We start from the raw sequence: 11,668 nt of genomic DNA, 5'->3' as shown, positions 1-11,668 counted from the left end.
CCGGGCCGTCAGGGGCCGAGAAGCCGGTAGGTGCCCTCCTCGCCGTCCCGCGCGCCCACGTCCCCGCCGGGGGCCGCGTCCGCCGTCTCCCGGCGTGCGCGCGGTCGCGGCGCGGGCACCGTCCCGCGCCACAGCCGGCCGCACGCGGTCAGCGCCGCGGCGGCCAGCAGCCCGTTGCGTACGACGAGGAGGGTCACACCCAGCGGATCGCTGGCCGTCACGTGCGAGAAGAACAGCGGGAATTCGAGCGCCGTGACCCCGGAGGCCACCACCACGAGCACCGCGGGCGACGTCATCGGGCTCGACCGCGCGAGCAGGCACACGGCGGCCAGGCCCACCAGCCAGATCATGTACTGGGGGCTGATCACCCGGCTCGTGACGGTGAAGAGCAGGACGGCGGCGAACGCCGCGTCGCACAGGGTGCCCGGCGTGAGCGTCCGCGCCCGCAGCCGCCAGACGAGCAGCCAGCCGAAGGCGGCCGCGGAGAGGACGAGAGCGAGGGCGCTGACGAGCGGGACGTACGGCCCCCGGAACTCCACCGAGCCGTAACTGAACATCACGGCGCCGTCCCAGCCGAGATGGCGGGCCACATGGAAGACCAGCGCGCCCAGCGACTCGACCTCGGTGCCCCGGTCGCGCTGCGCGGTGAGGAAGTCCAGCGCGCCCGGGAGCGCGGCGGACACCACGGCCAGCAGCGCGAGGCCGCTCGCGACGGCGGCGGACCAGGAGAGCCGGGTGGCCCGGCCCCGCGGCGTACCGATCAGCAGCAGTACCGGCCACACCTTCAGCAGCGCCCCGAACCCCGCGAGCGCGCCCAGCAGTTGGGGTCTGCGGAGGCCCGCGAGAAGCGCGCCGACGGCGACGGCGGTCACCATCAGGTCGTAGCGCGCGTACACGGTGGGCCCGAGCAGTGCCAGACCGGCCACCCACACCCACACGCCGCGCGACGAGCCTCCCGGGCGCCGGGCGGCGCGCAGCAGCAGGCCGAGGACCAGCGCGTCGCAGAGCAGGCACAGGGTGAAGAACGCGGTGGCGTAGCCGAGGAAGGGCAGCAGGGCGGGGGAGAGGATCGCGAACGCGGCGGCGGGCGGGTACTGCCAGGTGACGTCGGAGCGGGGGAAGGTGCCGGTGAGCAGGATGTCGTACCAGCCCCGGTAGGTCACCGAGACGTCCGGCGTGACATCGACGCCCGGCGCGACGAGGATTCCCAGCACCCAGAGCATCAGTACGGTCCTGGTGAGCAGCCATACCGCGATCGGCCCGAGCGCGGCGAGCGCGCCGCCCCTTCCGGATCCACCGGCCGCCCCGGCCGCTTCGACGTGGGTGTGCGTCCTGTCCCCGACCGCCATGAGCACCTGCCCGTTTTGTCAGATATATGGATATGCGTGGCGGGAGCCATCATGCGGGCGGACGGGCGCGAGAGCGATGAGGCGGGGCCGTTCGGTACTGTCGGCGACGATGCACAAGACCTTGATCGTGACCAACGACTTCCCGCCCCGGCCCGGTGGTATCCAGGCGTTCCTGCACAACATGGCGCTCCGGCTGGACCCCGGGCGGATCGTCGTCTACGCCTCCACCTGGAAGCGTGGCGCCGAGGGCGTGGAGGCGACGGCGGCCTTCGACGCCGAGCAGCCCTTCACGGTCGTACGCGACCGCACGACGATGCTGCTGCCGACCCCGGGGGCGACCGAGCGCGCGGTGGGGCTGCTGCGCGAACACGGCTGCGAGTCCGTGTGGTTCGGCGCCGCGGCGCCGCTCGGGCTGATGGGGCCCGCGCTGCGCCGGGCCGGCGCCCGGCGGATCGTGGCCACCTCGCACGGCCACGAGGCGGGGTGGGCGCAACTGCCCGTGGCGCGGCAGCTGTTGCGCCGTATCGGCGAGGGCACGGACACGATCACCTACCTCGGCGAGTACACCCGCTCACGCATCGCCGGCGCGCTCACGCCGGAGGCGGCCGGGCGCATGGTCCAACTGCCGCCCGGCGTCGACGAGAAGACGTTCCACCCGGCTTCGGGGGGCGACGCGGTACGCGAACGGCTGGGGCTCGCCGAGCGGCCCGTCGTCGTCTGCGTCTCCCGGCTGGTGCCGCGCAAGGGACAGGACACGCTGATCCTCGCCATGCCGGCGATCCTGGCGAGGGTCCCGGACGCCGTACTGCTGATCGTCGGCGGCGGGCCGTACGCCAAGGAACTGCGCAAGCTGGCGGCCGACACCGGCGTCGGCGACTCCGTGCGCTTCACCGGCCCCGTGCCCTGGTCCGAACTGCCCGCCCACTACGGCGCGGGCGACGTCTTCGCGATGCCCTGCCGCACCCGCCGGGGCGGCCTCGACGTGGAGGGCCTGGGCATCGTCTACCTGGAGGCGTCCGCGACGGGGCTCCCGGTGGTCGCGGGCGACTCCGGCGGCGCGCCGGACGCGGTGCTGGACGGCGAGACGGGCTGGGTGGTGCGCGGCGGCCCCGCCACGGTCGCGGCCGAGGAGTCGGCGGACCGCGTCGTGACGCTGCTCCAGGACCCCGAACTGCGGCAACGGATGGGCCGCCGGGGCCGCGAATGGGTCCAGGAACGCTGGCGCTGGGACCTCCTGGCGACAAAGCTCCGCACACTCCTGTAGAAGCCGCATCTCCAGCCCGTCCGGCCGCAATCCCAGCCCGTCCGGCGTTTGAGGACGGACCCCGGGGCCGGACGGGCCGGAGCCTCTCCGCGGGCGGCGGCGGCAGGTGGCCGCACATCCAGCCCGTCCGGCGTTTGAGGACGAACCCGCCGCCCGGCGAACCCCGCACCCCTACGGCCGCACCTACGCGCGGTAGACCGACTCGATCTCGTCCGCGAAGTCCTTCGCCACCACGCCCCGCTTCAGCTTCAGCGACGGCGTGATGTGCCCCGCGTCCTCCGTGAACTGCGCGTCCAGGACACGGAACTTCCGCACCGACTCCGCCTTCGAGACCGCCGCGTTGCCGTCGTCCACCGCCTGCTGGACCGCCGCCAGCAGATCCGGGTCGTCGTGCAGCGACGCCGTCGTCGAGCCCGCCGGCTTGCCGTGGTCCCTGGCCCAGTGGGCCAGGAACTCCTCGTCGATCGTGACCAGCGCGCCCACGAACGGACGGCCGTCGCCGACCACCATGCACTCCGCGACCAGCGCGTGCGCGCGGATACGGTCCTCGATCACGGCGGGTGCGACGTTCTTGCCGCCCGCCGTCACCAGGATCTCCTTCTTGCGGCCGGTGATCGCGAGATACCCGTCCTCGTCGAGGGTGCCGATGTCGCCGGAGTGGAACCAGCCGTCGGCCAGCGCCTCCGCCGTCGCCGCCTCGTTGTTCCAGTACCCCTTGAACAGGTGCTCGCCGTGCAGCAGCACCTCGCCGTCGTCGGCGATACGGATCACCGAACCGGGCAGGGGCTGCCCGACCGTGCCGATCTTCTGCCGGTCCCACGGGTTGAAGGCCGTGGCCGCGCACGTCTCCGTGAGGCCGTACCCCTCCAGCACGGTGAAGCCGATGCCCCGGAAGAAGTGCCCGAGCCGTTCGCCGAGAGGGGCGCCGCCGGAGATCGCGTACTCGCCCCGGCCGCCGAGGACCGCCCGCAGTTTGCGGTACACGAGCACGTCGAAGACCTTGTGCCTGATCCTGAGTCCGGCGGACGGACCCTGCGCGCCGCTCAGCGCGCGGCTGTACTCGATCGCCGTGCGCGCCGCGCGGTCGAAGATCTTGCCCTTGCCGTCCGCCTGGGCCTTCGCCCGCGCCGAGTTGTAGACCTTCTCGAAGACGCGCGGCACCCCGAGGATCAGCGTCGGCCGGAACGAGGCCAGCTCCTTGGTCAGATCCTTGATGTCCGGTACGCAGCCGAGCTTGATCGGCGCCATCACCGACGCCACCGCCACCAGCCGTCCGAAGACGTGCGCGGCGGGCAGGAAGAGCAGGACGGAACACTCGCCCGTACGGAACAGCGGCTTCAGCCGCTCCACCACGTTGCCGCACTCCGCGAAGAAGGCGCGGTGCGTCAGCACGCAGCCCTTGGGGCGGCCGGTCGTCCCCGACGTGTAGACGATCGTCGCCGGGTCGTCGGCCTTCGCGGTCGCGCTGCGTTCGTCGACCACCGACTCGGGGACCTCCGCCCCGGCGGCGGTCAGTTCCGCGACACAGCCCTTGTCGATCTGCCAGACGTGCCGCAGTTCCGGCAGGCCGTCCGAGACGGACCCGACCGCGGCGACGTGCACGCCGGACTCCACGACCACGGCGGCCGCGCCCGAATCGCCGAGTATCCACTGGACCTGCTCGGCCGAGCTCGTCTCGAACACCGGCACGGTGACGGCGCCCGCGCTCCAGATCGCGAAGTCGAACAGCACCCACTCGTACCGGGTGCGTGACATCAGGGCGACCCGCTCACCCGGCCGGATGCCCGACGCGATCAGCCCCTTCGCCACCGCCCGCACCTCGGCGAGGAACCGGGTGGCCGTGACATCCGTCCACGCACCGGCGACCTTGCGGCCGAGGACCGCGACATCGGGATGCTGAGCGGCGTTGCGGCGGATGAGATCCGTCAGGTTGCCGTCCGAGGGGACCTCGTACAGGGCCGGAAGGCTGAACTCGCGCAAGACTGCTCCTCGTCGGGCGCCGGGGGCACGACACTGTGCCGAACCGGCTGCGGTCCACATCGGGCAGGTGCTCTCGGGGGGTTGAGCACGACTGGGACTGCCCGGACGTTACCCATCGGTACTGGGTTCCGGATAGGGGGGCCCGGCCAGATGTTCCCCGCGTCACACGTTTTTTGACGGTCCTTCGCGCAGAGTAGTCCACGGCGGTCCGGCCGTGCCGGTAACCGCAGGTCCGGACCCCTCTACACAGCGGGAGAGCGGCGATCTAGGGTGAGCGGCATGCGCGGTGGCGGGAACAGCGGCAGGAACGGCGGCGACAGCGGCGCCGGCGGCACGGGCGGCGGCAGGGACGGCGACACGGGCGGCGACCCGGGCGCGGGGCCCGGCGTACCCGGCGGGAACGCCCGCACACGCACCCGTGTCCACGTCGTCAGCGACGTCCACGGCAACAGCCGCGACCTCGCCACGGCCGGTGACGGCGCCGACGCCCTGATCTGCCTCGGCGACCTCGTCCTCTTCCTCGACTACGCCGACCACTCCCGCGGCATCTTCCCCGACCTCTTCGGCGAGGAGAACGCCGACCGGATCGTGGAGCTGCGCACCGCCCGCCGCTTCGACGAGGCCCGTGAGCTGGGCCGCGCCCTCTGGGCCGCGCTGGCCACCGACCGGGACACCGCCATCGAGTCGGCGGTGCGGCGTCAGTACGCCGAAATGTTCGCCGTCCTCCCCAATCCGACGTACGCCACCTACGGCAACGTCGACATCCCCGCCCTCTGGCCCGAGTACGCCGGACCGGGCACGACCGTCCTCGACGGTGAGCGGGTCGAGATCGGCGGACGGGTCTTCGGCTTCGTCGGCGGTGGCCTGCGCACTCCGATGCGCACCCCGTACGAGATCTCCGACGAGGAGTACGCGGCGAAGGTCGAGCGGCTCGGCGAGGTCGACGTGCTGTGCTCGCACATACCGCCCGAGGTGCCGGAGCTGACGTACGACACCGTCGCCCGCCGCTTCGAGCGCGGCAGCCGCGCGCTGCTGGACGCCATCCACCGGACGAGACCGAGGTACGCCCTCTTCGGCCATGTCCACCAGCCGCTCGCGCCCCGGATGCGCGTCGGCTCGACGGAGTGCGTGAACGTCGGCCACTTCGCGTCCACCGGACGGCCCTGGGCCATGGAATGGTGACCGCCGGGCACGCGATAACCTGCACACCGCACGGCCGGTACCGGTAAGCGGGACCGTCGCCCCGCTTCGCCGGGGGGACACCATCTGGAGGAGCACGTCGATGGCGGAACACACCAAGTCGAGCATCACGATCGAGGCGGCACCCGCCGACGTGATGGGCGTGATCGCCGACTTCGCCCGCTATCCCGAGTGGACCGGCGAGGTGAAGGAGGCCGAGGTCCTGTCCACCGACGCCGAGGGCCGCGCGGAGCAGGTCAGGCTGGTGCTCGACGCCGGCGCGATCAAGGACGACCACACCCTCGCGTACACCTGGACCGGCGGTGACGAGGTCAGCTGGACGCTGGTCAAGTCCCAGATGCTGCGCTCGCTCGACGGCTCCTACCACCTGGCACCGGCGGGCGGCGGCCGCACCGAGGTCACCTACCGGCTGACCGTCGACGTCAAGATCCCGATGCTCGGCATGATCAAGCGCAAGGCGGAGAAGGTCATCATCGACCGCGCCCTGGCCGGTCTGAAGAAGCGCGTCGAGAGCGCCCCCGGCACCCCCGGATCCGCCGGAGCGGCCGAGACGCCCACCGTCTGATGACGGAACGCGCACCAGACCCGGCACCGGTCACGGGCACCCCGCGTACGGTCCTGGTCACCGGTCCCGGCGGCGCGGGCCGCAGCACCGTCGCGGCGGCGACCGCCCTGGCCGCCGCCCGGCGCGGCAGCCGCACGCTGCTGCTCTCCGCCGACCCGGCGGGCCCCGGCGCCGTACTGGGCGCGCGGACCGCGCCCGCCGTGGAACCGGCCGAGGTCACGCCCGGCCTCTGGGCCGCCCGTGTCGACCCCGCCGACTACTTCCGCACCGAGTGCCTCGCCCTCCAGGAGCGCGCCGCCACCGCGCTCGACATGCTCGGCGCCCGGCGCCTCGACGGCGAGGAGCTGACCGAGCTGCCGGGCAGCGAGCAGTTCGCCCTGCTCCAGGCGCTGCGCAGGGCCTCGGCCGGCGACTGGGACGTGCTCGTCGTCGACCTGCCGCCGCTGCGCGACGCGCTGTCCGTACTGGCCCTGCCCGAGCGGCTGCGCCGGCTGCTGGGCCGCCTCCTGCCCGCCGAGCGGCAGGCCGCGCGTGCGCTGCGGCCCATGATGGCGCAGCTCGCCGGCGTACCGATGCCCGCGGGCTGGCTGTACGGCGCCGCCGCCCGCAGGGACGAGGAACTGGCCGCCGTCCAGGCGCTGATCGGGGCCGGCACCACGACCGTGCGGCTCGTCGCCGAACCGGGCCCGGCCGCCGGGGACGCCCTGCGCGTGGCCCGCGACGGGCTCAGCCTGTACGGGCTGCGCGTCGACGCCCTCGTACCGAACAAGGTCCTGCCGACCGATTCGTCCGACGCCTGGCTCGCGACGCTCGCCGCCCAGCAGCAGAAGTGCCTGGACGAGTGGGGTGAGGAGTACGGCCCCGCGTGGCCGCTGCGCGCGGTGCGCCACCTGGGACGGGACCCACGCGGACTGGACGACCTCGACCACCTGGGCGATCCCGGCGACCCGGGCGACCTCGCGGACGCGGGGCCGCACGGCGATCCGTGGTGGGTCGAGGACCGGCGGGAGGAGGACGGCCTGCTGGTGTGGTCCCTGCCACTGCCCGGCGCCACCAAGGCGGACGTCGGACTGGTGCGGCGCGGCGACGAACTCCTCCTGACCGTGGGCCCGTTCCATCGCATCGTGCCCCTCGAAGCCGCCCTGCGGCGCTGCACCGTCTCGGGCGCCGCGCTCACGGACGGTGTCCTGAAGGTCCGTTTCACGCCGGAGCCGGGCCTCTGGCCGCGCACACCCTGAACGTCCCACCCGGGTTCAGGTACCGTCGAAGGTACACAGCCTCCGGTCCGCCCCGGACGAGGCGCCTTGCCCGACGCGGGAGTAACCCATGAGCGATGCCACCGAGCGTCCCGCCGCCGACCCGGACGCGTGGGCCACGGCCTGCGCCGAGGACCTGGCCGCCGAGAAGGCCCGCCGCCGCGCCGTCCACGGGACGCCGCCCGGCTCGGCCTCGGAGGAGCTGCGCCGATTCGTCGACGCCGTGGCCGACAAGGTGTCCTCGTTCCAGAGTCCGCTGCTCGGGATGGCCGCACAGGGCGCCGTCCAGCAGTTCATCAACCAGGCCAAGTCCGCCGTCGAGCCGGTGATCGACCGCAACCCGGACATCTTCGACCACCTCGCGGCGGCCGGGAACGAGCTTCTTGCCGCCTACCGTTCCGCCGTCGAGGGCGACGAGCGCCGCTGGACCCGGGGACCGGACGTACCGCCCGACATCAGCCTCAAGAAGTCGGACGAAAAGGCCGACGACCCCTCGGATCCCCGCGACGAGGGCCCCACCCCCGGCAACCGCATCGACCTGGACTGACCAGCAGCAGGCCCGCCCTCGGGTACGGTTGGCCGCAGCGGGGCTCGACCGAAAACTGAGGGACACATGGGACTCACCATCGGCGTCGACATCGGCGGCACGAAGATCGCGGCGGGCGTGGTCGACGAAGAGGGCACGATTCTCGATACGCACCAGGTGCCCACCCCGCCGACTGCCGAGGGGATCATCGACGCGATCTGCGCGGCCGTCTCCGGCGCCGGCAAGGGACACGAGATCGAGGGCGTCGGCATCGGCGCCGCCGGCTACGTCGACGACAAGCGCGCCACCGTACTCTTCGCGCCGAACATCGACTGGCGTCACGAACCGCTCAAGGACAAGGTCGAGCAGCGGGTCGGGATGCAGGTCGTCGTGGAGAACGACGCGAACGCCGCCGCCTGGGGCGAGTACAAGTTCGGGGCCGGACAGGGCCACGAGGACGTCATCTGCATCACGCTCGGCACCGGGCTCGGCGGCGGCATCATCATCGGCAACAAGCTGCGCCGCGGCCGGTTCGGTGTGGCGGCGGAATTCGGCCATATCCGGGTCGTTCCCGACGGGTTGCTGTGCGGCTGCGGCAGCCAGGGGTGCTGGGAGCAGTACGCGTCGGGGCGCGCCCTCGTCAGATACGCGAAGCAACGCGCCAACGCCACACCCGAGAACGCGGAGATCCTGCTGAGCCTCGGCGACGGTACTCCCGACGGCATCGAGGGCAAGCACGTCAGCGCCGCCGCCCGCGAGGGCGACCCGGTGGCCGTCGACTCCTTCCGGGAGCTGGCCCGTTGGGCCGGTGCGGGCCTGGCCGATCTGGCCTCGCTCTTCGACCCGTCGGCGTTCATCGTCGGCGGTGGTGTGTCGGACGAGGGCGAACTGGTCCTCGACCCGATCCGCAAGTCCTTCCGCCGCTGGCTGATCGGCGGCGCGTGGCGTCCGCACGCGCAGGTTCTCGCCGCCCAACTGGGCGGCAAGGCAGGGCTGGTGGGCGCCGCGGACCTGGCCCGGCAGGGCTGAACCGCACGGCTCGCACAGCGCTGTCCGTGCGGCGCCGCCATCCGGACGATCACGCCCGCCGCGCCCCTCGGGGGTGCGGCGGGCGTTGGCCTATCGTGGTCCGGTGACAACTCCGGTGAGTGGACGGGGTGGACCCGTCCCCATGATTTCGCTGCCCGACTCCCGTACCGAGCCCGACGGTTCGGCCGTGGTCCGCGTACTCAGCTACAACATCCGCTCCATGCGCGACGACACCGAGGCGCTGGCCCGGGTGATCCGGGCGTGCGAGCCCGACCTGGTCTTCGTCCAGGAGGCGCCGCGCTTCTTCCGCTGGCGCAAGCGCGCCGCGTGGCTGGCGGCCCGCACTGATCTCGTCGTCCTCAGCGGCGGCGGCTCCGCCGCCGGACCGCTGCTGCTGTGCTCACTGCGCGCGACCGTGGAGCGTACGGAGGACGTCCTGCTGCCGCTGACACCCGGTCTGCACCGGCGGGGTTTCGCCACGGCGGTCGTACGGATCGGCGGCGCCAGGATGGGCCTGCTGAGCTGTCATCTCAGCCTGCGGAGCGACGAGCGCCTCGCCCAGAGCGGGATGCTGCTGGACCGGGTCCGGACGATGGACGTACCGCACACGATCGTGGCCGGTGATCTCAACGACCGGCCCCAGGGCCGTTCGTTCCGCCGGCTGGCCAAGGTGCTCCAGGACTGCTGGGCGGTCAAGCCGTGGGGGAGCGAGTACACCTCCACGCCCGCCGATCCGCACCAGCGCATCGACGCGATTTTCGCGACCGAGGGGGTCGAAGTGCTCGGCTGCGGGGTGCCGTTGGGCCTGCCGGGCATCGAGGAGAGCGACCTGCTGGCGGCCACGGATCACCTTCCGGTGCTGGCCGCCCTGCGCGTACCCGCCTCCTGAACCCGCCTCAGGGGAAACGGGGTTGAGGCGGCGTCAGGGCCGACGGATCGTCAGACCACCGCGCCGCGCCCCGGATCGTCGTCCTCCTCGTCGTCGTGCTGCATGCGCGCCACCAGCGTGACGAAACCGCCCAGGAAACCGCCGATACAGACCGTCGTCAGCCACCAGGTCATCTCCCACTGGAACAGCACCGCGAGGAGCATGAGCACCGGCCCGCCGATCACGGCGAGCCAGGCGAACTTGGCCGTGACGTCGGCCTCGGGCAGCGGCGGCGGCTCCGGCGGTACGAAATGGCCCTCGTCGCCGTCGTCGAGATCGTCGTCCTTCGGCTCCGCCACCGAATAGTCACGCGGGCCCCCGCCGCCGACGCCGGGCGCGAAGACGACGGAGCTGCCCAGCGAGCCGCCGAGCGACGGCTTGTCGGGCTTGGCGTCCGGCGTCGCGTCCGTGCCCGCGGTGTCCTTGGCGGCGGGGTCGCGACCGGTGTCCGGCCCGGCCGCCGACCCGGCCTCCGGTCCGTTCACCGGTCCGAGGTCCGCCTTCGTGGTCCCGGACTCCTTGTCCTTGGGCGGCGACGGCTCGGTCCTGTTCCGGTCGCTCTCCAGGAGCGCCAGGTCCTCGACCGACTTGAAGGGCTTGGCACCCGGCGGATCGGCCGGCTCCTCGCCGTACCCCGCGACGATCGCCGCCCACGCGGCGTCCTCGTCGATCGGCTGCGGCTCGCGGTCCGCGTCATGCTCAGCCACCGGTTCTGCTCCCCTTCTTCCCGACGCTCGGAGCGAGTCGGTCGACGAACGTGTGACTCTCCTCGAAAATGAGCTCCGCATCGTTGTCCAACGTCGCCACGTGGTAGCTGTGTTCCAGGATGACCTCCCGGATGTCGGTCGACGAGACGCGGCCGAGGATCCTGGCCGAGTCCGCCGGGGGCACGACATGGTCCCGCGGGCTGCGCATCAGCAGCAGCGGCTGGGTCACCTGGGGCAGCTCCCCGTCCACCAGCCCGAAGAAATTCCGCAGCGAGTGCGCCGCGTGCAGCGGGACCCGGTCGTAACCGACCTCCTCGCTGCCCGGCAGCGCGATGTCGCTGCGCAGGCCCTTCGTCGTACGGACCAGGTGACGGGCGAGCGGCAGGGCGTACGCCGAAAGACCGTGCACCTTGTTCGCCGGGTTGACGACGGCGACACCGGTGACCGCGTGCCCGTGCTTGGCCGCGAGCCGCAGAGCCAGTGTCCCGCCCATGGAGAGACCGAAGACGAAGACCCGTTCGCACCGCTCGACGAGCTCCCGCAGCGCCCGGTCCACCTCCGCGTACCAGTCCTGCCAGCCGGTGATCTGCATGTCCTCCCAGCGGGTGCCGTGCCCGGGGAGCAGCGGCAGCGACACCGTGAGGCCCCGGGCGGCCAGATGCTCGGCCCAGGGGCGCAGCGACTGCGGGGAACCGGTGAATCCGTGGCAGAGGAGGACGCCGACATCTCCGCCCTCGTGGCGGTACGGCTCGGCTCCAGGAAGGACCGGCACAGGGTCTCCTGTTCGTGAGTCTCGAAGTGGTACTTCACCGTACGCGACCGGGCCGACACCGACCAGAGCCGTCGGCGCCCCGTGAAGGAACC

Annotated in this window: 11 protein-coding genes; 7 read left to right on the top strand and 4 right to left on the bottom strand. The window is 72.6% G+C overall.

Going from position 1 to position 11,668, the window contains the following annotated elements:
• Window positions 1–8 precede the first annotated feature (8 nt).
• A complete protein-coding gene (locus GXP76_RS05690) occupies window positions 9–1,349 on the bottom strand; it encodes a glycosyltransferase family 87 protein (protein WP_242570306.1) in 1,341 nt (446 codons plus the stop codon).
• Window positions 1,350–1,458: 109 nt separating this feature from the next.
• Here GXP76_RS05690 and GXP76_RS05685 point away from each other — a divergent pair, with 109 nt between their 5' ends.
• The gene (locus GXP76_RS05685; RefSeq protein ID WP_242570305.1) at window positions 1,459–2,613 is read left to right on the top strand and encodes a glycosyltransferase family 4 protein; all 1,155 of its coding nucleotides are present in this window, start codon (window positions 1,459–1,461) and stop codon (window positions 2,611–2,613) included.
• 183 nt (window positions 2,614–2,796) lie between these two features.
• On the opposite strand, the gene GXP76_RS05680 is transcribed toward GXP76_RS05685, so the two are convergent.
• Window positions 2,797–4,593, bottom strand: a complete 1,797-nt coding sequence (locus GXP76_RS05680) for a long-chain fatty acid--CoA ligase (protein WP_242570304.1) — start codon at window positions 4,591–4,593, stop codon at window positions 2,797–2,799.
• Window positions 4,594–4,872: 279 nt separating this feature from the next.
• On the opposite strand from GXP76_RS05680, the gene GXP76_RS05675 reads away from it, so the two are divergent.
• The 6 genes from GXP76_RS05675 (at window position 4,873) to GXP76_RS05650 (ending at window position 10,058) form a co-directional block, all read left to right on the top strand.
• Window positions 4,873–5,775, top strand: coding sequence for a metallophosphoesterase (locus tag GXP76_RS05675; protein WP_242570303.1), 903 nt, complete (start codon window positions 4,873–4,875; stop codon window positions 5,773–5,775).
• A gap of 100 nt (window positions 5,776–5,875) precedes the next feature.
• Window positions 5,876–6,358 (top strand): SRPBCC family protein, encoded by a 483-nt coding sequence (locus GXP76_RS05670; RefSeq protein WP_242570302.1) that lies wholly within the window; start codon window positions 5,876–5,878, stop codon window positions 6,356–6,358.
• Window positions 6,358–7,596, top strand: a complete 1,239-nt coding sequence (locus GXP76_RS05665; protein ID WP_242570301.1) for an ArsA family ATPase — start codon at window positions 6,358–6,360, stop codon at window positions 7,594–7,596. Before GXP76_RS05670 ends, GXP76_RS05665 begins: the two co-directional genes overlap by 1 nt.
• A gap of 88 nt (window positions 7,597–7,684) precedes the next feature.
• Window positions 7,685–8,161, top strand: a complete 477-nt coding sequence (locus GXP76_RS05660; protein ID WP_242570300.1) for a DUF5304 domain-containing protein — start codon at window positions 7,685–7,687, stop codon at window positions 8,159–8,161.
• A 66-nt stretch (window positions 8,162–8,227) separates the two neighbouring features.
• Window positions 8,228–9,169, top strand: a complete 942-nt coding sequence (locus tag GXP76_RS05655; protein WP_242570299.1) for an ROK family glucokinase — start codon at window positions 8,228–8,230, stop codon at window positions 9,167–9,169.
• 142 nt (window positions 9,170–9,311) lie between these two features.
• Window positions 9,312–10,058, top strand: coding sequence for an endonuclease/exonuclease/phosphatase family protein (locus tag GXP76_RS05650; protein WP_242570298.1), 747 nt, complete (start codon window positions 9,312–9,314; stop codon window positions 10,056–10,058).
• Window positions 10,059–10,108: 50 nt separating this feature from the next.
• Here the strand turns inward: GXP76_RS05650 and GXP76_RS05645 are convergent, their stop codons facing one another.
• Both GXP76_RS05645 and GXP76_RS05640 read right to left on the bottom strand, forming a co-directional pair.
• Window positions 10,109–10,885: a hypothetical protein gene (locus tag GXP76_RS05645; RefSeq protein ID WP_277993021.1), complete on the bottom strand. Its 777-nt coding sequence runs from the start codon at window positions 10,883–10,885 to the stop codon at window positions 10,109–10,111.
• Entirely contained in the window at window positions 10,797–11,576 is a 780-nt protein-coding gene (locus GXP76_RS05640; protein WP_242570296.1) for a carboxylesterase, read from the bottom strand. The genes GXP76_RS05645 and GXP76_RS05640 overlap by 89 nt, the downstream gene beginning before the upstream one ends.
• Window positions 11,577–11,668 lie beyond the last annotated feature (92 nt).

The organism is Streptomyces sp. NP-1717 (assembly GCF_022695985.1).
Lineage (GTDB): Bacteria > Actinomycetota > Actinomycetes > Streptomycetales > Streptomycetaceae > Streptomyces.
This window is presented reverse-complemented; position numbering and strand designations above follow the sequence as displayed.